The organism is Curtobacterium sp. L3-7, from assembly GCF_048756585.1.
In the GTDB taxonomy this organism is placed as follows: domain Bacteria; phylum Actinomycetota; class Actinomycetes; order Actinomycetales; family Microbacteriaceae; genus Curtobacterium.
In genome coordinates, this window is sequence record NZ_CP151474.1 from 745,318 (window position 1) to 768,359 (window position 23,042).

Genomic DNA, 23,042 nt, shown 5'->3' on the forward strand with positions numbered 1-23,042 from the left:
GAGCATCCTTGCTCGTGTCAGCGCCTGCGGCCTGCCCCGACCAGGGCCGCCTCGGCCACCGCGAGTGTGCTGGCGATTGCGAGCTGGCTGGTCGCGACCCGCCGCCATGGGCCGCCGACGAACAGCAGGGGCAGCATGGTGACCGCGTGGACGGCGTCGACGGCTGCTCCGAGTGTGTGGGCGTTCCCCGATCCTGAGCGCAGCAGCAGCGTCGCCTGCGCGAGCTGTCGCGCTCCGAGGACCCGGTTGAAGACGGCGGTCCGCGGCTGCCGCCCCGCGCCGAGTAGGTGCACGACCCCGAGCGTGGCCCTGACGCCCTCGACGACCGATGCGCCCCGAGCGCGGGAGACCCTGACCCGGCTCACCGACGTCGCCCCGCTGCGACCGCCGCGGCCCCGGCGACGCCGAGCGCAGCACTCAGCAGCCCGGTGCCGAGCCGGCGGTGCTCGACCCACCACGTCTGCGGTGACCATGCGTGCGCGACGTCGTCGAACACGCCGTGCGCGCCGTGGTCACCCGGTACGGGCTCGTAGAGGTTCGCGGGCAGGCTCTGTCCGTCCTTCGCCTCGGTCTGCTGCCCCGACACCAGTGTCTTCGCGGCGTACCAGTCGGCGAACCAGGCACTGACGCGGTTCCCGATGATCGTGTACACCGTCGACTCGCCGACCCACGTGCGCCGGCGGGGGTGCTCGGCGGTGACGGCGATCGCGCGCGCGCCGACCTCTGGCTGGTAGATCGGCGCGACCGGCTGGGGGTGGTGCGGCAGCTGCGACTTGACCCAGTTGAACTGGATGGTGTTGAGCGCCGGCATGTCGACGCGAGACACCTTCACGGCGCTGCCCTGTTCGATGAGCTCCGACACCACGGACTCGGTGAAGCCGACGATCGCGTGCTTCGCGCCGCAGTACGCGGCCTGCAACGGGATGCCCCGGAAGCCGAGCGCCGACCCGACCTGGATCACGTGGCCGCGGTTCCTCGGCACCATGCGGTCGAGGGCGGCGCGGGTCCCGTTCACGAAGCCGAGGTACGTGACCCGGAGCGCGCGCTCGAAGTCGTCCGGATCCGTGTCGAGGAAGCGGCCGAACACCCCGACCATGACCCCGTTGACCCACAGGTCGATCGGGCCGAGTTCCGCCTCGACCCGATCCGCGGCGGCCTGCACGGCGTCCCGGTCCGCGACGTCGACCTGCACGGCCAGTCCGCGTCGCCCGGTGGCGCGGACCTCTGCTGCCGCGGCTTCCGTGCCGTCCAGTCCGCGGGCGAGCACCGCGACGTCCCACCCGCGGGCGGCAAGCTCCCGAACCGTTGCTCGTCCGAGGCCCGCCGAACCACCCGTCACCACTGCTACTCGTGTCATGTGCCCCTTGTACCGGGGCGAGTCCGCGTCGGGCTCAGGTGCTGTCCCCCGGACGCGCTCGTCGATGAGAGTGTTCTCCTGGATCGTCAGAGACCCTTGCGGCGGTCGGTCTCCCACAGGTCGAGCTCGATCGAGTCGCCCTCCGGCAACAACCCGGCGAGGATCTCGACCAGGCGCTGCGCCTGCGAGGCGTGTTCGCGTGCCTCGCCCTCGGTCGGCCAGCCCGACTCCCACGAGTACCGGTCGTTGAAGTTCGCGGCCCACGCACGGACTGCCGCCTCGACTCGTGGCGGCAGGTCGGGCTGCCCTGGGCCGCACTTCCCGTCGTCGGCCCAGAACGGCCAGAGGACGCCGTACTCGTTCATCAGCCGGTAGTGCATCGGTTCATCAAACGGCATGGAACGGTCGTCGGCTAGCGTCACTCGTGTGAGTCGCGATGTCGAGACCCAGCCGAGGACGTACCAGCACGGGCCGGACTCGGTCCCGCACGACGGGATCCCACGCGGTCGCATCGAGCGGTTCACGTGGGATGCCAGCGGCATCTACCCCGGCACGACCCGCACGGTCCAGGTGTTCGTCCCAGCGCAGTACGACCCTGCGGAGCCGGCAGCGCTCATGGTGTTCCAGGATGGAGGGCTCTACCTCGACCCAGGACTCGACATGCGCGCGGGGACGGTCTTCGACAATCTCATCGCCGAGGGGGCGATGCCCGTCACGATCGGGGTGTTCGTCGATCCCGGGCAGCCCGGGAACCGCAACGCCGAGTACGACCCCGCCGACAGCCGGTACGGCGAGTTCCTGCTGCACGAGATCCTGCCGGCCGTGCGCGAGCGGTTCGGACTGGCGATCACGGACGACCCAGACCAGCGCGCGATCTGCGGCGGCAGCAGCGGCGGCAACTGCGCGTTCACGGTCGCGTGGGAGCACCCCGACGCCTTCCGTCGGGTGTTGGCCTTCGTCGCGAGCTTCGCGCAGATCCCCGGTGGCAACCCGTACCCGTCATTGATCCGCTCGACGCCCGCGAAGCCGCTGCGGGTCTTCCTGCAGGCGAACCGGTTCGACCTCAACCACGACGAGGCCGAGCTGAACTGGTACAGCAACAACCTCCTCGTCGACGCTGCTCTCGCGGAGCGCGGGTACGACCACCGCCTGGTGCTCGGCGACGGCGGTCACAGCCCGAACCACGGGGGAGTGATCCTGCCTGATGCCCTGCGCTGGTTGTGGCGCCCGTGATGGGCGGAGGCCTCGAGAGCGGTCGTTGCATGTGCAAGTGACGAGTCGGGAGCGCCGGCACCCGGCAGCGCACGCGCGCGTCAGCATGAGGACGCCCGCCGAAGCGAGCCTCAGCGACCGACACCGAATCGCGTCGTCACCCCCGGCGAGTACAGCACCGAGTCCGGCGGCAGCTCCGCGAGCGAGAACGGCAGCCCGGCGGCCCCCAGCAGGTCGTCCCGCAGCACCCGCACCGACGCCCGGTGCAGCGGCCAGGGCTCGTGCTCGTTCGGCCAGAACCGGGTGACCCCGGCTCGACGGACGTGCATGCCCCACCGTGCCGTCAGGAACGTGTCGAGCGCCGAGGGCTCGTCGATCGCATCGCCGATCGAAACGTCTACCACCGACCGCAGCTGCGTCCCGTGTCGACGCATCGCGTACCCGACCCGACCAGAGCCGACCCGGCACTCGGCACGCGCCCAGTGGTACGGCAACCCGGTGAGCGTCCGAGCGCCGATGGTCGGAGCGAGGCGCCCGGCATCGAGCGACAGGAAGACGACCCCGTGCTGTCCGTGCTCGTCGACCGTGTACACGCGGACGTTCACCTCGACGAAGGTCCCGAGTCCGTCCGGCACGGCGATCGGCGGGAACCGGGTGTCCTCGAACCGGAAACCGATGAGCCCCACCCACGTGGTCGTCCCGTCGTCCGTGCCGTCCGCGGCCATCGTGTCGGGTCGGGTCCCCGCCGGCAGGAGCGGCGCCACCGCCGAGATGTCCACCCGCCAGTGCACGAAGACGACGTCGCGCCACGCCTGCTCGATCCACGGTCGCCCCGGCAGCGCAGGGGCGGCCGCCTGGAGGCTGGGCTCGAACCCGGCAGACCGGCCGGCGGTCACGAGACGCTCGCGTCGTCGATGTGGGTCGCCACCGGCGCGTCGTCCCACCCCTGCTGCGGGGTGTCGCAGGTCCCGCGGAACACGTACTGCGACGGCCGCTTGCGCTCACTCGAGGTCCAGTCGATCGCGGGCCGCCGACGCTCCGGCGGCAGGTACCCGATCCGGTACACGGCCATCAGCTCGAGCTCCGGCGGCACCCGCAGCAGCCCCTCGATCTCCTCCCACGCGCCGGGGGTCTCCATCGGGAACGACACGAACTGGATGCCGAGGCCGAGCTCGGTCGTCGACAGCCAGATGTTCTCCATCGCCGCGCCCATGCTGAACACCGAGTAGAAGCCGGAGAGCTCCTCCTTCCGGTACTCGTGCCGGTCGAGCATCACCCCGAGCAGCAGCGGCGACCCGGCGACGAGCTTCCGGTTCTCCTCACCGAGCGTCTGCGGCACCCGGAGCGTGTTCATGAGGAGCTGCCCGCGCTTCGTGAACACCTGCTTCGTGAAGGGCTTGAGCGGCCCGGGGAGCTTGTCGAACAGCATCCCGTCGCGCCGTTCGTCCATCTCGGCCTGGCTGAAGCGGAAGTACGGCTTGTAGCGCTGGAAGAACGTCCCCTCGGCCATCGTGCGGGTCATCGAGTGCCCGCTGATCTCCGCGACGCGTTCGATGGTCGGCCGTTCCTCGACGAGCACGAACCGCCACGGCTGGCTGTTCAGCTGCGACGGTGCTCGCCCGGCGAGCTCGACGAGGAGCCGCTGGTGCTCCTCGGAAACCGGGTCGGGCAGGAACGCCCCGTTCGTCGTGCGCCGGCGCCGGATGGCCTCGAAGAGCTCCACTGCTGTCCTCCCAGCGGTCATCGCCGGAACAGCATCGCCCCGAGATAGGACGGCGCGGCGGCGACCGCGACTCTCCAGTGTGCTCCGGTGCGGGGGTTGGTGCGCGGCGCCATCGCGAGCGGCACCAGTGCCGGCAGCAGGAACAGCGCCGACCGGGAGCGCGTCCAGAACGGCGTGGTCGCCGCGACACCCGTGACGGTCGCGGTCACGACGAACAGACCGTGGTGCACGACCCGCAGCTTCTTCGTCCGGATCAGGCGCACCGCCACGGCGGTGCCCCAGAGGCAGTTGGCGACGTAGGCGGCGGTGGCAGCGGTGACCATCCGGCGGGCCCAGGTCATCCGGAGAGCGCTGGCCGATCCGACGGGAGGCTGGGGGAGCCTCCCGGTCGTCGTCCTGCGTCCCATGGACGCGAACCTACGCGGATTCGCGCGAGACGACCTGTGATCGCGCTGCGGCCCTGTGGCGGCGCAGTGTCGACCTGCGGTTCAGGCGGATTCGCGCGAGACGAGCCGGGACAGCACGATCGCGCTGCGGGTGTGGTCCACCTGCGGGGCGAGCCGGACCCGATCGAGCGCTTCCTCGAGCGCGGGGAGGTCCTTCGAGCGCATGTGCACCACTGCGTCGGCGCTGCCCGTGACCGTGCCGGCGTCGACGACCTCTGGCACGGAGTCGAGCAGCGAGCGCAGCTCGTCGGGGGAGACCGTGCCGCGGCAGTAGAGCTCGACCCACGCCTCGGTGCCACGGTCCTCGATCGCGGGGTCGACCTTGATCGTGAACCCACGGATGACGCCGTCGGCGACGAGCCGGTCGACGCGGCGCTTCACGGCCGATGCGGAGAGCCCGACGATCGATCCGATGTCGCCGTAGCCGGCGCGTGCGTTGTCCCGGAGTTGATCCAGGATGCGGTGGTCGAGCGAATCCATCAACTCCCATCGTACGCGGAGTTCTTGCGAGAACGCCGGGCTGAACGCACGAAACGTGCGCGCCGACCTGCTTCGTTCTCCGGCGCGGCTTCCCTAGACTGGGCCTCGGCGTCGACCTGGTCCGCCCGCGGAACACACGGTGAGTGAGCCTGCATCTCACCGAGATCTCTCGAGGTGGTTCCTGGCAGGCTCGGGCCCGAAGTCTCAGGAGGACTCCAGTGTCGACGCAAGCACCCGCCACCACCACGGCACCGTTCCGAACCGCCACGAAGCGCACGATCCTGATGTGCAAGCCGGACTTCTACACGGTGAGCTACCGGATCAACCCGTGGATGCACCCCGAGGACCCGACCGACACCTCGAAGGCCGTCGCGCAGTGGCAGGACCTGTACGACGTGTACCAGGGCCTCGGCTTCGAGATCCACCTCATCGACCCGATCGACGGCCTGCCCGACATGGTCTACGCGGCGAACGGCGGCTTCGTCCTCGACGGTGTCGCGTACGGCGCCAAGTTCCAGTACCCGGAGCGCCAGCCCGAGGGCCCCGCGTACATGGACTGGTTCCGCCAGGCGGGCCTCCGGGTCGCCGAGCCCGTCGAGACGAACGAGGGCGAGGGCGACTTCCTGCTCGTCGGCGACGTCATCCTCGCCGGCACCGGGTTCCGGTCGGACAGCACCTCGCACGACGAGATCGCGAAGGTCTACGGCCGCGACGTCATCACCCTCAAGCTCATCAACCCGAGCTTCTACCACCTCGACACCGCCATCGCCGTGCTCGACCCGGAGCCCGACGCCGAGGGCAAGTCGAACATCGCGTACCTCGAGAGCGCGTTCGACGAGCCGTCGCTGGCGATCCTCCGCGAGCGCTTCCCGGACGCGATCATCGCGACCGAGGAGGACGCCGCGATCCTCGGCCTGAACTCGTACTCCGACGGGTACAACGTCGTGATCGCCTCGCGTGCGACGACCTTCGCGTCGCAGCTGCGCGAGAAGGGCTACAACCCCATCGGCGTCGACCTGTCCGAGCTGCTGCTCGGCGGCGGCGGCGTGAAGTGCTGCACGCTCGACCTGCACCCCGTCGGCACCGGCACGTCCGTGGCTCGGTCCGTCTGATGATCGGGTCCAGCACCGCGCTCGGCACGAAGACGGTCGCGGCGCTCGCCGTCGAGGACCGCGCCCTCGCGCACAACTACAGCCCGCTGCCCGTCGTCATCGCGTCGGGCGACGGCGCGTGGGTGACGGACGTCGACGGCAAGCGGTACCTGGACGGTCTCGCGGCGTACTCCGCCGTGAACTTCGGGCACGGCAACGCCAGGCTGCTCGATGCCGCCCGCGCGCAGCTCGACCGCGTCACGCTGACCAGCCGCGCGTTCGTGAACGACCAGCTCGGGCCGTTCGCCGCGGGGCTCGCCGAGCTGACGGGCACCGACATGGTGCTCCCGATGAACACCGGGGCCGAGGCCGTCGAGTCCGCGATCAAGGTGTCGCGGGCCTGGGGCTACCGGGTGAAGGGCGTGCCGCAGGGCAAGGCCACGATCATCGTCGCGTCGGGGAACTTCCACGGCCGGACGACGACGATCATCTCGTTCTCGGACGACCCCGTCGCGCACGACGACTTCGGGCCGTACACGCCGGGGTTCCGCACGGTGCCGTACGGCGACGCGTCGGCGCTGCGGGACGCGATGGACGACACCGTCGTCGCCGTGCTCGTCGAGCCGATCCAGGGCGAGGGCGGCGTGGTCATCCCACCAGCGGACTACCTGCCGTCGGTCCGGGCGATCTGCGACGAGTTCGGCGCGCTGTTCGTCGCCGACGAGATCCAGTCGGGGCTCGGGCGGACCGGGCACACCCTCGCGGTGTCGCGCGTCGACGTCCGTCCCGACCTCATCACCCTCGGCAAGGCACTCGGTGGCGGGATCGTCCCCGTGTCCGCGGTGGTCGGCTCCCGCGACGTGCTCGGCGTCCTGCGCCCGGGGGAGCACGGCTCCACGTTCGGCGGGAACCCCCTCGCGGCGGCGGTCGGCTCCGAGGTCGTCGCGATGCTCGGTGAGGGCACCTTCCAGCAGCGGGCACTCGCCGGCGAGCCGGTCCTCCGTGGGCTGCTCGACGACCTGGTCGGCAAGGGCGTCGTGACGCACCGCGTCGCCGGGCTCTGGGCGGGCATCGACATCGACCCGGCACTCGGCACCGGCAAGGAGATCGCGACGGCGATGGCCGCGCGTGGTGTCCTCGTCAAGGACACCCACGGGTCGACGATCCGCTTCGCGCCGCCGCTCGTCGTGACCGACGACGAGATCGCCACCGCCATCGGGGCCCTGGAGTCGGTCCTGCGCGACCGCAGCTGACCTGCCGGACCCGCACCGAGCCTCCCGGCCGGTGCGGGCCCGCGGTCAGACCGCCCAGCGCTCCGCGAGCTCGTCCATCAGCGCGTCGAGTCGCTCGTCGACGACCTGGGCTTCCGGGTGTGCCTCGAACCAGGCGATGACCTCGCGAGCGCCCTGCCGGTACGTCGTGCGCGGGCGGTACCAGGGCACGAGCCCGCGGATCTTGCTGTTGTCGAACACCGAGCTGTTGGCCTTGTCGCCGAGGAGCGCTGCGCCCCACTCGGCGTCAGCCGCGGCGATCGCGTCGGCCGGCACGTGCACGATCTGCAGGTCGTCGACCCCGGCCGCGTCGGCGATCGTCCGCGCGATGGCGTTCCACGTCGGTGCCTCGTCGCTCGTGATCGTGAACGCCTCGCCGATCGCCTCGTCGCGGTCGAGCAGGCCGGTGAACCCGACCGCGAAGTCGCGGCTGTGCGTCAGGGTCCAGAGTGAGCTGCCGTCGCCCGTGATGATGATCGGCTTGCCGGCGCGCATCCGGGCGACGGCGGTCCACCCGCCGGTGAGCGGGAGCTTCGTCTCGTCGTAGGTGTGGGACGGGCGGACGATCGTCACCGGGAAGTCCTGCTCGCGGTACGCCTGCACGAGCAGTTCCTCGCAGGCGATCTTGTCGCGGGAGTACTGCCAGTAGGGGTTCTTCAGCGGGGTCGACTCGGTGATCGGCAGGTGCGTCGCGGGGGTCTGGTACGCCGAGGCCGAGCTGATGAAGACGTACTGGTTCGTCCGGCCGGCGAAGAAGTCGATGTCGGCCTGCACCTGGTCCGGCGTGAAGGCGATCCAGTTGACGACGGCGTCGAAGTGTCGATCGCCGAGGGCGTCCGCCAGCGCCGCCCGGTCGGAGACGTCGGCCCGGAGCCGGGTGACGGCGTCGGGCAGTTGCCGCGCGTCGGTGGTGCCGCGGTTCAGCACCGTGACGTCGATGCCCTGCGACACCGCCTCGTGCACGCACGCCGCGCTGATGACGCCGCTTCCGCCGATGAACAGGACACTCGCTCCGTTGCTGGTCATGGGTCCACGAAACCACGTCGTGCGGACGGGGTCGCGCAGTTTCGGCTGCGGAGCGCCTCGTCCTCGCTGCGGAGGTGTGGCCGGGACGAAACTGCGTTGCCATCGTCGACGTGAAGACCCCGGAACGATCACTGGCTCAGGCCACATCGCCGGGGTTTCGTCTTGTCACTCGTCGCTTGGCGGCGCATCCAAGAGCGCACGAGACCGGGGGACTAGCGTCACGACCGAGCCGCACCGACGCGGCCACGACAGGAGTGACACGCACATGGAGTACCGCTACCTCGGCAACTCGGGCCTCAAGGTCTCCGAGATCACCTACGGCAACTGGCTGACCCACGCGTCCCAGGTCGAGAACGACGCCGCCATCGCCTGCGTCCGGGCAGCGCTCGACGTCGGCATCTCGACGTTCGACACCGCCGACGTGTACGCCAACACCGGTGCCGAGACCGTCCTCGGCGAGGCACTCAAGGGCGAACGCCGGCAGTCGCTCGAGATCGCCACGAAGGTCTTCGGGCCGACCGGACCCAAGCAGCACAACGACACGGGGCTGTCGCGGAAGCACATCCTCGAGTCGATCGACGGCTCGCTCGGTCGCCTGCAGACGGACTACGTCGACCTGTACCAGGCGCACCGCTTCGACTACGAGACCCCGCTCGAGGAGACGATGCAGGCCTTCGCCGACGTCGTCCGGCAGGGCAAGGTGCTCTACGTCGGTGTCTCCGAGTGGACCGCCGAGCAGCTGCGCGCGGGTGCGGCGCTGGCGAAGGAGCTCGGCTTCCAGCTCATCTCGAACCAGCCGCAGTACTCGGCGCTCTGGCGGGTCATCGAGGGCGAGGTCGTCCCGACCTCGAAGGAACTCGGCATCTCGCAGATCGTCTGGTCGCCGATCGCGCAGGGCGTGCTCACGGGCAAGTACAAGCCGGGCCAGCCGCTGCCCGAGGGCTCGCGTGCCACCGACGACAAGGGCGGCGCGGACATGATCAAGCGGTTCATGCGCGACGACGTGCTGTCGTCCGTGCAGGAGCTCGAGCCCATCGCGAAGGAGCTCGACCTGTCCATGGCGCAGCTCGCGGTCGCGTGGGTGCTGCAGAACGAGAACGTCGCGTCGGCGATCATCGGCGCATCGCGTCCGGAGCAGGTGCAGGACAACGCCGGCGCCGCGGGGGTCACGATCCCGGCAGAGCTGCTCTCGCGGATCGACGATGTCCTGGGCGGCGTCGTCGAGCGGGACCCGGCGAAGACGAACGACAGCTCGCCGAAGACCCGAGAGGCCTGAAGGACCCGAGAGGCCTGAACGGCGAAAGGCCCCTCACTCGCGTGAGGGGCCTTTCACCGTGGCTGGACACGGCATCGATCCGTGGACCTTTCGATTTTCAGTCGAACGCTCTACCAACTGAGCTATCCAGCCGTGGCGACCCTGACGGGACTTGAACCCGCGACCTCCGCCGTGACAGGGCGGCACGCTAACCAGCTGCGCTACAGGGCCATGTTGTGTTGTGTCTTGCTGTCGTTCTGGTGTTGCTCTGCACTACGTTACTTGCTCACTCCGGAGAGTGACCCCAACGGGATTCGAACCCGTGCTGCCGCCGTGAAAGGGCGGTGTCCTAGGCCACTAAACGATAGGGCCGCAAGCAGTGCATCGCGCTACCGATGGACAAGCATACGGATGCCCCGCCCCGATGACAAATCGGGGCCCCGGAGGTGCGTCCTTCCGGCGTGTCGCGGGTCTCCGTACACATGCCGCAGCTTCACTCACCGTGGAGCAAACTGCTCCGATCGTGGGAGAGACTCCTGGCGATCCTGTGCCGTCGATGGCCGAGTGCGGCCATCGTCGTCGGCCCGTGCCCCTCATCCGAGGGGCTGGAGCGGGCCGGCACCTGTTGTTACTGTTGCGTTTGTTAACAGTGTTACGTGCGTGAGCCTTGCCGCGCTGTTACGAAATCGAGATACATGTCGACCTCACCTTCGCAGTCCCTCAGCTACCGTCGCCGCCTCATCGCGGCAGCGGTCGCCGTCGTGCTCACCGCCGGGACCATCGCCGCGATCGCCCCGGTCGAGCAGGCCTCGGCGGCGAGCTACCCGAGCTGGAACGACGTGCAGGCGGCCAAGGCGTCGCAGGCCGCACAGCAGGAGAAGGTCACCGAGATCAAGGGCCTGATCTCGAACCTCAAGGCGGACGCCGCGGCGAAGCAGAAGTCGGCGGACGCTGCCGGGACGGCGTACCAGACGGCGCAGACGAAGTACGACGAGGCCACGCTCCAGCAGCAGAAGCTGCAGACCCAGGCGGACGAGGCCGAGAAGACCGCGGCCCAGTCGGAGCAGCAAGCGGGTCAGCTCGCGGCGCAGCTCGGCCGGGCCAGCGCGAACGACGTCACGACGGACCTCCTGACGCACCCGACCGACTCGAAGGACTACCTCTACGAGCTCGGCGCCATGTCGAAGCTCAGCGAGCAGGCCGACGGCATCTACTCGCAGGCAACGCAGGACCGGGGGACCGCACAGGCCCTCGCGGACAAGTCCGACGTCGCGAAGAAGGCGCTCGGTGACCTCGCCGACGCCGCGCAGCAGAAGATGCAGGCCGCACAGACCGCAGCGGATGCGGCCGAGAAGGCCGTCGACGCACAGAACAGCAACCAGGCACGGCTCGAGGCGCAGCTCACCCTGCTGACCTCGAACGCGTCCGACGTCGAGGCGAAGTACAACAAGGGCGTCGCCGCCGAGAAGGCCCGTCAGGCGGCACTGGCGAAGGCTCGCGCGGAGGCCGCGGCGAAGGCGGCTGCCCAGGCGCCTGCGGCGAGCGGTGGGACCGGCGGCGGCGCAGCGAACGCGTCCGGCTGGGTCCGCCCGAGCGCCGGGTACCAGACGAGCCCGTACGGCTACCGCATCGACCCGTACACCGGAGCGCACGCGCTGCACGCCGGCGTCGACCTGGCCCCCGCCTGCTACTCCCCGATCTACGCGGCCCACGACGGCACCGTGACCTTCGCGGGCAACGGCGGCGGCTACGGCAACGAGGTCGTGCTCGACAACGGCGGCGGCATCTCCACCGCCTACGGGCACATCGTCAACGGCGGGATCATGGTCGCGAGCGGCCAGCACGTCTCCGCCGGGCAGCAGATCGCCCAGGTCGGTTCGACCGGCTGGTCGACCGGGTGCCACCTCCACTTCGAGACCCGGGTGAACGGCGCCGCCGTCGACCCGGTCCCCTTCATGGCAGCGCGGGGGATCTCGGTATGACCGTGTGCGCGCCCGAGAGGCCCTGACACCACATGAAGAAGCCTGCACGTTCCCTCGCCTGCGGGATCGCGACCGTCTCGTTGCTCGGCATCGGGCTCTCGGTCACGATCGCCGGACCAGCTGAGGCAGCACCCAAGGCCCCGTCGTGGGCGGACGTGCAGGCGGCGAAGGCCGACCAGGCCGAGACGCAGCAGACGGTCGACGAGCTCGCCTCGCGCCTGTCCTCGCTGCAGGACTCGGCGGACCAGGCCGGGATCGTGGTGCAGCAGGCGGGCCAGACGTACGCGCTCGCGGCGTCGGAGCAGCAGGAGGCGCAGTCGACGCTCGACGACCTCAGCGCGCAGGCCAAGCGGGCGAAGACGAAGGCGGACGACTCCGCGTCGCAGGTCGCAGCACTCGTGGTCGAGCTCTCGCGCACCGGCGGCGGTGACCTGTCCACGAGCATGCTCGTCGACGCATCGGACGCGAAGGACCTGCTCTACCAGGTCGGCACGATGTCGCACCTGTCCGAGCGCTCGGCGACGGTGCTCGCGCAGGCGAAGGCCGACCAGCGGACGGTCGACTCCCTCGCCGCGCAGAAGTCCCAGGCGACGAAGGCGCTCGCGAAGGCGACCGACGCCACGAAGTCCGCGCTCGACGCGGCCAACGACACGGCGGCGTCCGCGAACGCGAAGCTCGACGAGGCGCAGAGTCAGCAGAACGAGGTGCTCGAGCAGCTCGCGTTCCTCAAGGGCACGACCGTCGCGACCGAGAGCGCGTACTACACCGAGCAGCGCGCGAAGCAGGCCGAGGCGCAGCTGGCGTCGCAGACCACGACCACCACCACCCCGTCGAAGAGCGCGACGAAGCCGAGCTCGAACACCGGCACCGGCTCGAACCCAGGCACGACGAACCCCGGCACCTCGAACCCCGTGACGCCGAGCCGCCCGTCGAACCCCGCGCCGTCGCAGCCGAACAACCCCGCGCCGTCGAAGCCGAGCAACCCGGCACCGAGCAACCCGGCGCCCAGCACCCCCGCCCCGAGCAACCCAGCACCGTCGCCGTCGAAGGCCGCCGGAGCGATCGCCTACGCCCGCGGACAGCTCGGCAAGCCGTACGTCCTCGGCGGCGCCGGCCCCAACACATGGGACTGCTCCGGCCTGGTGATGATGGCCTACAACTCGCAGGGCATCACCACGGGCGGCCACAACGTGGTCTGGCAGTACAACCACTTCGCGTCGATCGGTCGCCTCGTGCCGCTCTCGCAGCGGCAGCCGGGCGACATCCTCTTCTACTCGTCGAACGGCACCGCATCCGGTGGGTACCACGACTCGATCTACACCGGCGGCGGGATGATGGTCGAGGCCGCGCGCCCCGGTGTCGGCGTCGTCGAGCGCGCGATCTGGACCCCGAGCCAGCTGCTGCCGTACGTCGCACGCCCGAGCGGTTCCCTGTAGCAACGCAACGCACCCCCGTACGAACATCGCGCCCCGTCAGGACAGGGCGCGATGTTCGTACGGGGGTGCGATCCCGTGACCGGCAAGCTGCGCGAGTCGGGACGGACCGTCAGTGCGAACCGGGCACGTACGCGGCCTGGCCGGCCGTCACGATCGCCTCGGCCTCGGCGGCGTCGCCCCAGCCCTCGGCCTTGACCCACTTGTTCGGCTCGAGGTCCTTGTAGCGCTCGAAGAAGTGCGCGATCTCGGCCTTCGTCTGCTCGTCGACGTCCGAGATGTCCTGGATGTGCGCCCAGCGCGGGTCCTTGGCGGGGACCACGAGGACCTTCGCGTCGTTGCCGGCCTCGTCGCTCATCTTGAAGACGCCGACCGGGCGGACCTTCACGCCGACGCCGGGGAAGGTCGGGTACTCGAGCAGCAGCAGCGCGTCCACGGGGTCACCGTCGTCCGCGAGCGTCTTCTCGAAGAAGCCGTAGTCCGTCGGGTAGACGAACGACGTGAACAGCACGCGGTCGAGGTACACGCGACCGGTCTCGTGGTCCACCTCGTACTTGTTGCGGCTGCCCTTGGGGATCTCGACGACGACGTCGTACGCGGCCATGTGTGCACTCCTGGTTTGTCGATGGGTCTGTCGGAGGTTCCGAAAGCGCGGCTAACGTTACCGGGTGAACTCTCCGCGTCCCCGGCTGGATCCCGCAGTCGCCGACACCCGTCGCGCGGTCCGCGACCTCCTCGCGCGGGCGATCGACCAGGACCTCGTCCACCCCGGCGACCTGGTCCTCGTCGCGCTGAGCGGCGGACCCGACTCGCTCGCACTCGCCGCGGCCACCGCGTTCGAGGCACCCAAGCAGGGACTCCTGGCCGGCGCGGTCGTCGTCGACCACGCGCTCCAGGCGGGCTCCGAGGCGGTGGCGAGCCGAGCCTCCAGGCAGGCATCCGAGCTGGGCCTGGACCCGGTGGAGGTCCGCAGGGTCGCGGTCGGCACCGCAGGTGGTCCGGAGGGCGCCGCACGGGAGGCTCGGCACGCGTCGATCGCGGACGTCGCGTCCGCCACCGGGTCACCGCTCGTGCTGCTGGGCCACACCCTGGACGACCAGGCCGAGACGGTGCTGCTCGGCCTGCTGCGCGGCAGCGGGCCGGACAGCCTGTCCGGCATGCGCCCGCTGGCGGTCCGCGACGCCGGGCCGGCCTACGGCCGGCCGCTGCTGACGGTGCGGCGGCACACCACCAGGCAGGCGTGCGCCGCTGCCGGGCTCGCGCCGTGGCACGACCCGCAGAACGACGACCCGGCGTTCACCAGGGTGCGCGTCCGGAACACCCTGATGCCGGTGCTCGAGCGCGAACTCGGCGCCGACGTGCACGAGGCACTGGCCCGCACGGCCGACCAGTTGCGGGAGGACTCCGCGGCGCTCGACCACTTCGCGGAGGAGATGGCCGAGGACCTCGCCGAGCACTCCGAGGCCGGCATCTCGCTGTCCGTGCGGCAGCTGCACGCGAACCCGCCCGCCCTCCGGCAGCGGCTCGTCCGGCTCGCGGTGGAGAGCGAGTTCGGCGTGACGCTGTCCAGGGTGCAGACGCTCGAGGTCTGCCGACTCGTCACCGAATGGAGCGGGCAGGGGCCGATCGACCTCCCCGGCGTCCAGGTGTCGCGGAGCGGGGATCGTCTGTTGTTCGCAGCGAGTTAGGCTGTCCCGGTGGAACTCTCCGACGTGCAGGACGACCTCTCCGAAGTGCTCTTCACCCCCGAGCAGATCGACGACAAGATCGCCGAGCTCGCCGCGGCGGTGGACCGTGACTACGGGGACAAGGACCCGCTGCTCGTCGGCGTGCTGAAGGGCGCGGTCATGGTCATGGCCGACTTCTCCCGCCACCTGACGCTCCAGGCGAAGATGGACTGGATGGCCGTGTCGTCCTACGGCTCCGGCACGAAGTCGTCCGGTGTGGTGCGGATCCTCAAGGACCTCGACACCGACCTGCACGGTCGCGACGTCATCATCGTCGAGGACATCATCGACTCCGGTCTGACGCTGTCCTGGCTCAAGCAGAACCTCGCGTCCCGTGGAGCCGCGAGCGTCGAGATCGTCGCGCTCCTCCGCAAGCCAGAGGCGGCGAAGGTCGAGGTGGACGTCAAGTACGTCGGCTTCGACATCCCCGATGCCTTCGTGGTGGGGTTCGGCCTGGACTACGACGAGCGGTACCGCAACCTGCGCGGCATCGGGGTCCTCGCCCCGCACGTCTACTCCTAGGCGGGTCGTCGGCGAACGGGGAGTTCGCCCGCAGAGGACACCCATTCTCGCCACAGAATCGCGGCCGTATGCTGATCAGCACGCAACTTCGGCAGAGAAAGGCTCGGGCCCTGGCGCCCGGATCACATGGACTTCAAGCGCATCCTCCGCGGGCCGTACCTCTACGTGCTCATCGCACTCGTGGGGATCTGGATCGGCTGGGCGTTCATCTCCCAGTCCGGCACCCAGCAGATCGACACCCAGAAGGGCCTCGAACAGCTCGCCGACGGCAAGGTCTCCTCAGCGGTCGTGAACTCGACCGACCAGCGCGTCGACCTCGTCCTCAAGGACGGCGGCGCCACCGAGCAGTTCTACTACTCGACGCCGCGCGGCACCGAGGTCGTCGAGGCGGTCGCCAAGGCCGACCTGCCGAAGGGCTACAACGACACCGTCCAGCAGTCGAACTGGTTCTTCACGCTCATCCTGACGCTGCTGCCGTTCCTGCTCATCGGAGCCCTGTTCTGGTTCCTGCTCTCGAGCGCCCAGGGCGGCGGTTCGAAGGTCATGCAGTTCGGCAAGTCCCGGGCGAAGATGAACAACAAGGAGAACCCGCAGGTGTCGTTCGCCGACGTCGCGGGCTCCGACGAGGCGATCGAGGAACTCCACGAGATCAAGGAGTTCCTCAAGGAGCCGGCGAAGTTCCAGGCCGTCGGCGCGAAGATCCCGAAGGGCGTGCTGCTGTACGGCCCTCCCGGAACCGGCAAGACGCTGCTCGCACGAGCCGTCGCCGGCGAAGCGGGTGTGCCGTTCTACTCGATCTCCGGTTCGGACTTCGTCGAGATGTTCGTCGGTGTCGGTGCGAGCCGTGTCCGTGACCTCTTCGAGCAGGCCAAGGCGAACTCGCCGGCCATCGTCTTCATCGACGAGATCGACGCCGTCGGTCGTCACCGCGGTGCCGGCATCGGCGGTGGCAACGACGAGCGCGAGCAGACGCTCAACCAGCTCCTCGTCGAGATGGACGGCTTCGACGGCAAGACGAACGTCATCCTCATCGCCGCGACCAACCGTCCGGACGTCCTCGACCCCGCGCTCCTCCGCCCCGGCCGCTTCGACCGCCAGATCGGCGTCGACGCGCCGAGCCTGCAGGGCCGCAAGCAGATCCTCGAGGTGCACGCGAAGGGCAAGCCGCTCGCCGCGAGCGTCGACCTCGAGCTCCTCGCCCGCAAGACGCCCGGGTTCACCGGTGCCGACCTGGCGAACGTGCTCAACGAGGCCGCACTCCTCACCGCCCGCTCGAACGCGCAGCTCATCGACAACCGTGCCCTCGACGAGGCGGTCGACCGCGTGATGGCCGGCCCGCAGCGCCGCACCCGGATCATGTCCGACCAGGAACGCCTCATCACCGCGTACCACGAGGGCGGCCACGCCCTGGCGGCAGCGGCGATGCGCCACACGGACCCGGTCACGAAGATCACGATCCTGCCGCGCGGCCGCGCCCTCGGCTACACGATGGTGCTCCCGCTCGAGGACAAGTACTCCGTCACCCGCAACGAGCTCCTCGACCAGCTCACCTACGCCATGGGTGGTCGCGTCGCCGAGGAGATCGTGTTCCACGACCCGACCACGGGTGCGTCGAACGACATCGAGAAGGCCACCGGTACCGCACGCAAGATGGTCACCGAGTACGGCATGAGCCAGGCCGTCGGTTCCGTCAAGCTCGGCTCCGGGTCGAGCGAGCCGTTCGTCGGCCGTGACATGAGCGGCGGCACCGGTCGCGACTACTCGGAGAACATCGCCGAGATGGTCGACGCCGAGACGCGTGCCCTGCTCGAGTCCGCGCACGACGAGGCCTACCAGGTGCTCAACGACAACCGCGACATCCTCGACCGTCTGGCCGGCGAGCTCCTCGAGAAGGAGACGCTGGACGCGCCGGAGCTCGTCGAGATCTTCAAGGACGTCAGGAAGCTGCCGGAGCGCCCGCAGTGGCTGTCGAGCGACAAGCGCCCGGTCAGCGACCTGCCCGCGATCGAGGTCCCCGGCAAGGCGGCGAACACCGCGGCCGAGACGACCGACGAGCCGTCGAAGACCCGTCGTCACCGTCCGTTCGGCAACCCGGGTATCGCCCCCGCGTAAGCCGGATGTCCGACCTGCCGACGCGACGTTCGCGCCGACTCGCTGCGATCGACCTCCGAGCACCGGAACCGGTGCCGGAGGTCGTCGTGCGCCGTCGCCGTGACCGCGGTGCCCCGACGCCCGAGCGCACCCGGGTCATGGGCATCCTCAACGTGACGCCGGACTCGTTCTCCGACGGCGGCCTGCACCTCGGGATCGACGCCGCCCTGGCGCACGCGCGCGAGCTCGTCGCAGCCGGGGCCGACATCATCGACGTCGGCGGGGAGTCCACCCGCCCCGGCGCCGACCGGGTCCCACTGGCCGTCGAGCAGGAGCGCGTGCTGCCCGTCGTCCGCCAGCTCGTCGCCGAGGGGATCGTGGTGAGCGTGGACACCATGAACGCCGACACCGCCGAGCGTTCGGTGGAGCTCGGTGCCGCCATCGTCAACGACGTCTCCGGCGGCCTGGCGGACCCGGACATGGCGCGCGTCGTCGCATCCACGGGGACGGGCTTCGTGGTGATGCACTGGCGTGGCCACAGCGACCGGATGTACCGCGACGCCGTGTACGAGCACGCGGTGGACGAGGTTCGTCGCGAGGTCGAGATGCGCGTCGCCGAGCTCATCGTGCTCGGAGTCCGGCAGGAGCAGGTCGTCATCGACCCGGGGCTCGGGTTCGCGAAGCAGGGCGTGCAGAACTGGGAGATCCTGGCCGGGTACGAGCGCTTCGCGTCGATCGGGCTCCCCGTGCTCGTCGCCGCGTCACGCAAGCGCTTCCTGGACGGCGTCGGCAGCCCGGCGGGCGCCCCGCCGAAGGACCGCGACCTCGCAACAGCCGCCATCAGCCTCCTCTCCGCCGAACGCGGGGCATGGGGCGTCCGCGTGCACGACCCCGCACCGACCCGCGCGGTGCTCGACGTCTGGGAAGCCTGGAGGGCAGCTCGATCGTGAACGACACCATCCGCCTCGTCGGGGTCCGCGCCCGCGGCCACCACGGCGTCTTCGACCACGAGCGCGCCGACGGACAGGACTTCGTCGTCGACGTCGCGGTGGAGGTCGATGCCCGCGCTGCCGCCGGCTCCGACGACCTCGACCGGACCGTGCACTACGGCGTGCTGGCCGAGCAGGTCGTCGCCGAGATCGAGCGCGACCCGGTCGACCTCATCGAGACCCTGGCGGAGCGGATCGCCGCCGCCGTGCTGACGCACCGGGCTGCCCTGGCGACCGAGGTCACCGTGCACAAGCCGCAGGCGCCCATCACGGTGCCGTTCACCGACGTCTCGATCACCATCCGCCGCGAGCGAGCCGCCGAGCCGGCCACGGAGCCGGCAGACGAACGGACGGGCGCCGCGTGATCCGCGCCGTCATCGCCCTCGGCGCGAACCTCGGCGACCGGGGGAGCACGCTGCGCGCTGCCGCCGCCGAGATCGCGGCGATCCCCGGTGTCGCACCGGTGTCCTCCAGCCACGAGGTCGAGTCGGTCGCCCTGACGCTCGACGGACTCGACCGGACGAAGCCCCGGTACCGGAACGCGGTCGTGGTCGTCGACACGACGCTGACGTCCCATGAGCTCCTCGACGCCCTGCACGTCGTCGAGGACACCCACGGCCGGACCCGAGAGGTCCGCTGGGGTGATCGCACCCTCGACCTCGACGTCGTCGCGATCACGGACGACGCCGGTGTGCACCAGCACATCGACACCGAGACCCTCACGGTGCCGCACCCCCGAGCGCACGAGCGTGCGTTCGTGCTCGCGCCGTGGCTCGACGCGGACCCGGACGCCGTGCTGCCCGGCATCGGGCCGGGTGCCGTGCCGGTCGCCGACCTGCTCGCCGCACTCGGCGACGACACCGACCGTGTCGACGAGCCGCGCCTGTTCGCGGAGCCGACCCGAGCCTCCCGGCCGACTGCGCCGAACGCGCCGAACGCGCCAGCGACCACGAGCGAGAGGACCCCGTGAAGCCCACCCGCGCCTCCACCCTGATCAGCGTCGCCGTCGTCGCGGTGATCGCCGGCTTCGCCCTCGACGCCGCACTGGCGTCCCGGCAGGCCCCCACGCTCATCCTGTTGTCGCCCCTCGGGCTGACGCTCGCGTTCATCGGCATCGCCCTCGTGATCATGGCCGTCCCCGTCCGGCGGCACGTGAAGGGCAGGGCGGAGCGCCGCGTGGACCCGCTCTACGCGACCAGGGTGGTGGTGCTCGCCAAGGCCTCGAGCATCATCGGGGCCCTGCTCGGCGCGTTCGCGCTCGGGCTCATCGCGTACCTCCTGACCCGTTCGGTGACACCTTCGCTAGGCTCGACCCTGCCGAACGCCGTGGCGGTCGGTGGCGGAATCGTGCTCACCGTGTGCGCGCTCGTCGCCGAGCGCATGTGCATCGTCCCGCCGGACGACGATCGTGACGACCAGCATGGCGGCACCACGGCGAACTGAGACACCAGGAGGGGCCCAGATGCCGCGCGAACGACTCGACGAGCCGGGACTCGGGCTGACCGGCATCACCTGGACCAGGGTGTCGCCGAAGCTCCTCTGGACGGAACTCGTGCAGACGGTGCTGGCCGGCGTCGTCGTGACCGCCGGGTGCGTGATCATCGGCGTCGTCAGCGGCGGGTTCGAACGCACCGCCGGCGTCGTCTGGATCCTGATCGGCATCGTGGTCGCGGTCGTTACCCTGGTCACCGCGGCGCTGACCCCTCGTCGGGTCCGTGCGATCGGCTACGCCCTGCGCGAGGATGACTTCGTCCTGCGTCGCGGGCTGATGTGGCAGCGCTTCACGGCGGTGCCGTACGGCCGGCTGCAGCTCGTCGACGTCGCCCGCGGCCCACTCGATCGCGCGCTCGGCATGAGCGAGCTGAAGTTCGTGACGGCCGCAGCGTCGACCAACGTGCGCGTGCCGGGGATCCCCGCCGAGGACGCTGACGAGCTCCGCGACCGGCTCGTGGAGCTCGCCGAGACTCGTCGCGCCGGGCTGTAGGGGGACCCGTGACGTTCCGACCAGGTCCGCCCCCGCCGGCACCGCCACGCAGCGGGAACGCCGCAGCGGCCGCTCCGCTGACCGACGGCGAGTGGCACCGCCTGCACCCGCTGACCCCGCTGCTGCGCGGTGGGATCTTCCTCATCGTGGTGCTCGGCATCGTGGTGAACAACCTCCGCGACACCCTCGTGAACATGTTCATCCCGGGTGCCGACGGGCCCCAGGAAGAGGGCGACCCCGTCCGCTACGTCTACGAACACGGCGCCGTCGGCTGGGTGCTCCTCGGCATCGCGGGCTTCCTGGTCGTGCTGATCGGCCTGTTCTACCTGTCCTGGCGGATGCACGAGTTCCGCGTCACCGGCGAGATCGTCGAGGTGCGCTCCGGTGTCCTCTTCCGGAACCACCGCAAGGCCAGGCTCGACCGGATCCAGGGCATCAACATCACCCGGCCGCTCGTCCCGCGGATCTTCGGGACCGCGAAGCTCGAGATCGCGCAGGCCGGCAACGACGCCAACGTGCAGCTCGCGTACCTCGGGGCGACGGCAGCGGACGATCTCCGGCAGCGCATCCTCGTGCTCGCCTCCGGTGCGCAGGAAGAGGAAGCGGAGTCGGGCGAGCGCCACAGCAACGGCGTGGTGCAGGACCGCGTGAACGAGTTCCTGTCGCCCGAGCTCGACCCGTCCGCCGTGCATGCCACGCGCATCGTCAAGGTCAAGCCGGGGCGGCTCATCGCGTCGATGGTGCTCTCGGGCACGACGGTGTTCCTCGTGCTCGTCGTCGTCGCGATCATCGTCAGCATCACCGTCACCGGCCGGTACTTCCTGCTCGTGTCGCTGTTCCCCGCGGTGATCGGTGCCGGTGGGTACTACATCCGGAAGTTCTCGCGGTCGCTGCAGTACACGATCGCCGACACCCGGGACGGCATCCGGATCGGCTTCGGCCTGGTGTCCACGACGAACGAGACCCTGCCCCCGGGTCGCATCCACGCCGTGAGCGTCGCGCAACCGCTCCTCTGGCGGCCGTTCGGCTGGTGGGACGTCCGCATCAACCGGGCGACGAACGCCGGCAACGGTGCCTCGAACAACCAGCAGGTGTCCTCGATCGTGCTGCCCGTCGGCGACGCGGCCGACGTCCGGCAGGTGCTCGAGATCATCCTGCCGACACTCGTCGGCTCCGCGGTCGTCGGTCCCGCCGCCTCGATGGACCGGCTCCGCGAGGGGTCAGCCGAAGCCGTCAGCGTCGTCGACGACAGCCTCACCACGACCGGCGACCAGGGCGGGTTCACGCACTCGCCGCGCCGCGGCCGGTGGCTCCGACCGTTCTCGGCCCGCCGCAACGGGTACCGGTTCGTGCAGGGGGCCGTGCTGCTCCGGCTCGGTGCGGTGTGGCGGTCGCTCGTCGTCGTCCCGCTGCCGCGGGTGCAGAGCGTGAAGGTGTCACAGGGGCCGCTCGAGCGGGCACTGCGGCTCGCGACGGTGCACGTGCAGACCGTGTCCGGTCCGGTGAACGCGACGGTCGGTGCGATCGACGCGGAGGACGCGCAGGGCCTGTGGGCCGAGACCGCGCGGCTGGCCGTCGAGGCGGCGGTCACCGACACGTCGCACCGCTGGCGATCCAGCGCGTCCGGCACGTCCGGCCCATCCGGTCTGGAGGCTCGCCACGCGCCCGCCCCGCCCCCTGCGGAACCGCAGGCGGCGGCACCATGGCCCCACGAGCCTCCCGTCGGCTGGGGCGAGGTCCCACCAGCAGGAGCCGCACGATGAGGGCGGGACGGCTGGGAGTCGGCGTCGTCGGCGCCGGCCGTGTCGGGCCGGTGCTCGGCGCCGCCCTGGCGAACGCGGAGCACGCGATCGTCGGCATCACCGCGGTGTCCGCGGAGAGCGTGGACCGCGCGGAGGCACTGCTCCCAGGTGTGCCGCTGCTCGAGACGCCCGACCTCGTCGAGCGCAGCGAACTCGTGATCCTCGCGGTGCCGGACGACCAGCTCGCCGGACTCGTGCAGGGCCTCGCCGACGCGGGTATCTGGCAGGCGGGGCAGCTCGTCGTGCACACCAGCCCCGACCACGGCGTCGGGGTCCTCGGTCCAGCCCTCGCCGCCGGGGCGATCCCGCTCGCGATCCACCCGGCCATGGCGTTCACCGGTACGAGCGTGGACCTCGCGCGACTCCGCGACGCGTACTGTGCCGTCACGGCGCCCGCGCCGGTGCTCCCCATCGCCCAGGCGCTCGTCGTCGAGATGGGGGCCGAGCCGTTCGTCGTGACCGAACAGGACCGGCCCGCGTACGCCGATGCCGTGCGCGCCGCCGTGAGCTTCTCGACCGCGATCGTGGACCAGTCGGCCGGCACGCTGTCCGGCATCGGCGTCGACCACCCCGGGCGCGTGCTCGGAGCGCTCGTCCGGTCCGCCGTCGACAACGCGCTCGCCGCGGCCAACGGGCAGTCCAGACTGTGAC

General features: G+C 70.5%; 25 protein-coding genes and 3 tRNA genes. 16 read left to right on the plus strand and 12 right to left on the minus strand.

The window, feature by feature from the left end; all coding sequences use genetic code 11:
• Positions 1-17: 17 nt before the first annotated feature.
• From AAEP80_RS03800 to AAEP80_RS03810, 3 genes are all read right to left on the minus strand, one after another.
• Entirely contained in the window at positions 18-365 is a 348-nt protein-coding gene (locus tag AAEP80_RS03800) for a hypothetical protein (RefSeq protein WP_420366012.1), read from the minus strand.
• The gene (locus AAEP80_RS03805) at positions 362-1,357 is read right to left on the minus strand and encodes an SDR family oxidoreductase (RefSeq protein WP_402727678.1); all 996 of its coding nucleotides are present in this window, start codon (positions 1,355-1,357) and stop codon (positions 362-364) included. Before AAEP80_RS03805 ends, AAEP80_RS03800 begins: the two co-directional genes overlap by 4 nt.
• A gap of 86 nt (positions 1,358-1,443) precedes the next feature.
• A complete protein-coding gene (locus AAEP80_RS03810; RefSeq protein WP_420366013.1) occupies positions 1,444-1,755 on the minus strand; it encodes a hypothetical protein in 312 nt (103 codons plus the stop codon).
• Positions 1,756-1,783: 28 nt separating this feature from the next.
• Between AAEP80_RS03810 and AAEP80_RS03815 the strand changes: the two genes are divergently transcribed.
• The gene (locus AAEP80_RS03815) at positions 1,784-2,590 is read left to right on the plus strand and encodes an alpha/beta hydrolase (RefSeq protein WP_420366014.1); all 807 of its coding nucleotides are present in this window, start codon (positions 1,784-1,786) and stop codon (positions 2,588-2,590) included.
• Between the two features lie 110 nt (positions 2,591-2,700).
• Here AAEP80_RS03815 and AAEP80_RS03820 read toward each other — a convergent pair whose 3' ends face one another.
• The 4 genes from AAEP80_RS03820 to AAEP80_RS03835 all read right to left on the minus strand — a co-directional run bounded on the left by AAEP80_RS03820 (position 2,701) and on the right by AAEP80_RS03835 (position 5,218).
• Positions 2,701-3,465, minus strand: coding sequence for a YqjF family protein (locus AAEP80_RS03820; RefSeq protein WP_420366015.1), 765 nt, complete (start codon positions 3,463-3,465; stop codon positions 2,701-2,703).
• A complete protein-coding gene (locus AAEP80_RS03825) occupies positions 3,462-4,313 on the minus strand; it encodes a nitroreductase family protein (RefSeq protein WP_420366016.1) in 852 nt (283 codons plus the stop codon). The genes AAEP80_RS03820 and AAEP80_RS03825 overlap by 4 nt, the downstream gene beginning before the upstream one ends.
• On the minus strand, positions 4,310-4,699 hold the full coding sequence (locus AAEP80_RS03830; protein ID WP_420366017.1) for a hypothetical protein: 390 nt from the start codon (positions 4,697-4,699) through the stop codon (positions 4,310-4,312). Before AAEP80_RS03830 ends, AAEP80_RS03825 begins: the two co-directional genes overlap by 4 nt.
• A gap of 81 nt (positions 4,700-4,780) precedes the next feature.
• On the minus strand, positions 4,781-5,218 hold the full coding sequence (locus tag AAEP80_RS03835; RefSeq protein ID WP_420366018.1) for an Lrp/AsnC family transcriptional regulator: 438 nt from the start codon (positions 5,216-5,218) through the stop codon (positions 4,781-4,783).
• A gap of 218 nt (positions 5,219-5,436) precedes the next feature.
• Here AAEP80_RS03835 and ddaH point away from each other — a divergent pair, with 218 nt between their 5' ends.
• Both ddaH and rocD read left to right on the plus strand, forming a co-directional pair.
• Positions 5,437-6,330 carry a dimethylargininase gene (ddaH, locus tag AAEP80_RS03840; RefSeq protein WP_348639036.1) on the plus strand — a complete coding sequence of 298 codons (894 nt, stop codon included), beginning with the start codon at positions 5,437-5,439 and terminating at the stop codon, positions 6,328-6,330.
• Positions 6,330-7,562, plus strand: a complete 1,233-nt coding sequence (gene rocD / locus AAEP80_RS03845) for an ornithine--oxo-acid transaminase (RefSeq protein ID WP_420366019.1) — start codon at positions 6,330-6,332, stop codon at positions 7,560-7,562. The genes ddaH and rocD overlap by 1 nt, the downstream gene beginning before the upstream one ends.
• 45 nt (positions 7,563-7,607) lie before the next feature.
• On the opposite strand, the gene AAEP80_RS03850 is transcribed toward rocD, so the two are convergent.
• The gene (locus tag AAEP80_RS03850; protein WP_420366020.1) at positions 7,608-8,606 is read right to left on the minus strand and encodes an SDR family oxidoreductase; all 999 of its coding nucleotides are present in this window, start codon (positions 8,604-8,606) and stop codon (positions 7,608-7,610) included.
• Positions 8,607-8,871: 265 nt separating this feature from the next.
• Here AAEP80_RS03850 and AAEP80_RS03855 point away from each other — a divergent pair, with 265 nt between their 5' ends.
• Positions 8,872-9,882 (plus strand): aldo/keto reductase family protein, encoded by a 1,011-nt coding sequence (locus AAEP80_RS03855; RefSeq protein ID WP_413603054.1) that lies wholly within the window; start codon positions 8,872-8,874, stop codon positions 9,880-9,882.
• A gap of 59 nt (positions 9,883-9,941) precedes the next feature.
• Here the strand turns inward: AAEP80_RS03855 and AAEP80_RS03860 are convergent.
• The 3 genes from AAEP80_RS03860 to AAEP80_RS03870 form a co-directional block, all read right to left on the minus strand.
• Positions 9,942-10,014: transfer RNA gene (locus AAEP80_RS03860), tRNA-Phe, on the minus strand.
• 1 nt (position 10,015) lies between these two features.
• A tRNA-Asp gene (locus tag AAEP80_RS03865) sits at positions 10,016-10,092 on the minus strand.
• Positions 10,093-10,160: 68 nt separating this feature from the next.
• A tRNA-Glu gene (locus tag AAEP80_RS03870) sits at positions 10,161-10,233 on the minus strand.
• Between the two features lie 323 nt (positions 10,234-10,556).
• Between AAEP80_RS03870 and AAEP80_RS03875 the strand changes: the two genes are divergently transcribed.
• Both AAEP80_RS03875 and AAEP80_RS03880 read left to right on the plus strand, forming a co-directional pair.
• Entirely contained in the window at positions 10,557-11,843 is a 1,287-nt protein-coding gene (locus AAEP80_RS03875; protein WP_413600338.1) for a M23 family metallopeptidase, read from the plus strand.
• A 32-nt stretch (positions 11,844-11,875) separates the two neighbouring features.
• Positions 11,876-13,279, plus strand: coding sequence for an NlpC/P60 family protein (locus AAEP80_RS03880; RefSeq protein ID WP_420366021.1), 1,404 nt, complete (start codon positions 11,876-11,878; stop codon positions 13,277-13,279).
• Between the two features lie 109 nt (positions 13,280-13,388).
• Here the strand turns inward: AAEP80_RS03880 and AAEP80_RS03885 are convergent, their stop codons facing one another.
• The gene (locus AAEP80_RS03885; protein ID WP_133519645.1) at positions 13,389-13,880 is read right to left on the minus strand and encodes an inorganic diphosphatase; all 492 of its coding nucleotides are present in this window, start codon (positions 13,878-13,880) and stop codon (positions 13,389-13,391) included.
• A 64-nt stretch (positions 13,881-13,944) separates the two neighbouring features.
• On the opposite strand from AAEP80_RS03885, the gene tilS reads away from it, so the two are divergent.
• The 10 genes from tilS to AAEP80_RS03935 all read left to right on the plus strand — a co-directional run bounded on the left by tilS (position 13,945) and on the right by AAEP80_RS03935 (position 23,041).
• Positions 13,945-14,964 carry a tRNA lysidine(34) synthetase TilS gene (tilS, locus tag AAEP80_RS03890; RefSeq protein ID WP_420366022.1) on the plus strand — a complete coding sequence of 340 codons (1,020 nt, stop codon included), beginning with the start codon at positions 13,945-13,947 and terminating at the stop codon, positions 14,962-14,964.
• Positions 14,965-14,973: 9 nt separating this feature from the next.
• The gene (gene hpt, locus AAEP80_RS03895; protein ID WP_144765016.1) at positions 14,974-15,525 is read left to right on the plus strand and encodes a hypoxanthine phosphoribosyltransferase; all 552 of its coding nucleotides are present in this window, start codon (positions 14,974-14,976) and stop codon (positions 15,523-15,525) included.
• 126 nt (positions 15,526-15,651) lie between these two features.
• A complete protein-coding gene (ftsH, locus tag AAEP80_RS03900) occupies positions 15,652-17,637 on the plus strand; it encodes an ATP-dependent zinc metalloprotease FtsH (protein ID WP_420366023.1) in 1,986 nt (661 codons plus the stop codon).
• Between the two features lie 5 nt (positions 17,638-17,642).
• A complete protein-coding gene (folP, locus tag AAEP80_RS03905; RefSeq protein WP_281266452.1) occupies positions 17,643-18,566 on the plus strand; it encodes a dihydropteroate synthase in 924 nt (307 codons plus the stop codon).
• A complete protein-coding gene (gene folB, locus AAEP80_RS03910) occupies positions 18,563-18,970 on the plus strand; it encodes a dihydroneopterin aldolase (RefSeq protein ID WP_420366024.1) in 408 nt (135 codons plus the stop codon). Before folP ends, folB begins: the two co-directional genes overlap by 4 nt.
• Entirely contained in the window at positions 18,967-19,575 is a 609-nt protein-coding gene (folK, locus tag AAEP80_RS03915) for a 2-amino-4-hydroxy-6-hydroxymethyldihydropteridine diphosphokinase (protein WP_420366025.1), read from the plus strand. The genes folB and folK overlap by 4 nt, the downstream gene beginning before the upstream one ends.
• Positions 19,572-20,048 (plus strand): DUF3180 domain-containing protein, encoded by a 477-nt coding sequence (locus tag AAEP80_RS03920; RefSeq protein ID WP_413600332.1) that lies wholly within the window; start codon positions 19,572-19,574, stop codon positions 20,046-20,048. Before folK ends, AAEP80_RS03920 begins: the two co-directional genes overlap by 4 nt.
• Before the next feature lie 19 nt (positions 20,049-20,067).
• Positions 20,068-20,589, plus strand: a complete 522-nt coding sequence (locus AAEP80_RS03925) for a PH domain-containing protein (RefSeq protein WP_281266456.1) — start codon at positions 20,068-20,070, stop codon at positions 20,587-20,589.
• 8 nt (positions 20,590-20,597) lie between these two features.
• The gene (locus AAEP80_RS03930; protein WP_420366026.1) at positions 20,598-22,352 is read left to right on the plus strand and encodes a PH domain-containing protein; all 1,755 of its coding nucleotides are present in this window, start codon (positions 20,598-20,600) and stop codon (positions 22,350-22,352) included.
• Entirely contained in the window at positions 22,349-23,041 is a 693-nt protein-coding gene (locus tag AAEP80_RS03935; protein WP_420366027.1) for a Rossmann-like and DUF2520 domain-containing protein, read from the plus strand. The genes AAEP80_RS03930 and AAEP80_RS03935 overlap by 4 nt, the downstream gene beginning before the upstream one ends.
• Position 23,042: the final 1 nt, after the last annotated feature.

Excerpts from the sequence above, each read along its gene's own strand:
- AAEP80_RS03830 (WP_420366017.1), bottom strand. The coding sequence starts at position 4,699 with ATGGGACGCAGGACGACGACCGGGAGGCTCCCCCAGCCTCCCGTCGGA.
- ftsH (WP_420366023.1), top strand. The coding sequence starts at position 15,652 with ATGGACTTCAAGCGCATCCTCCGCGGGCCGTACCTCTACGTGCTCATC.
- AAEP80_RS03805 (WP_402727678.1), bottom strand. The coding sequence starts at position 1,357 with ATGACACGAGTAGCAGTGGTGACGGGTGGTTCGGCGGGCCTCGGACGA.
- AAEP80_RS03880 (WP_420366021.1), top strand. The coding sequence starts at position 11,876 with ATGAAGAAGCCTGCACGTTCCCTCGCCTGCGGGATCGCGACCGTCTCG.
- AAEP80_RS03875 (WP_413600338.1), top strand. The coding sequence starts at position 10,557 with ATGTCGACCTCACCTTCGCAGTCCCTCAGCTACCGTCGCCGCCTCATC.
- folP (WP_281266452.1), top strand. The coding sequence starts at position 17,643 with ATGTCCGACCTGCCGACGCGACGTTCGCGCCGACTCGCTGCGATCGAC.
- AAEP80_RS03835 (WP_420366018.1), bottom strand. The coding sequence starts at position 5,218 with ATGGATTCGCTCGACCACCGCATCCTGGATCAACTCCGGGACAACGCA.
- AAEP80_RS03810 (WP_420366013.1), bottom strand. The coding sequence starts at position 1,755 with ATGCCGTTTGATGAACCGATGCACTACCGGCTGATGAACGAGTACGGC.
- AAEP80_RS03925 (WP_281266456.1), top strand. The coding sequence starts at position 20,068 with ATGCCGCGCGAACGACTCGACGAGCCGGGACTCGGGCTGACCGGCATC.
- AAEP80_RS03825 (WP_420366016.1), bottom strand. The coding sequence starts at position 4,313 with ATGACCGCTGGGAGGACAGCAGTGGAGCTCTTCGAGGCCATCCGGCGC.
- AAEP80_RS03885 (WP_133519645.1), bottom strand. The coding sequence starts at position 13,880 with ATGGCCGCGTACGACGTCGTCGTCGAGATCCCCAAGGGCAGCCGCAAC.
- AAEP80_RS03935 (WP_420366027.1), top strand. The coding sequence starts at position 22,349 with ATGAGGGCGGGACGGCTGGGAGTCGGCGTCGTCGGCGCCGGCCGTGTC.
- AAEP80_RS03850 (WP_420366020.1), bottom strand. The coding sequence starts at position 8,606 with ATGACCAGCAACGGAGCGAGTGTCCTGTTCATCGGCGGAAGCGGCGTC.
- rocD (WP_420366019.1), top strand. The coding sequence starts at position 6,330 with ATGATCGGGTCCAGCACCGCGCTCGGCACGAAGACGGTCGCGGCGCTC.
- AAEP80_RS03855 (WP_413603054.1), top strand. The coding sequence starts at position 8,872 with ATGGAGTACCGCTACCTCGGCAACTCGGGCCTCAAGGTCTCCGAGATC.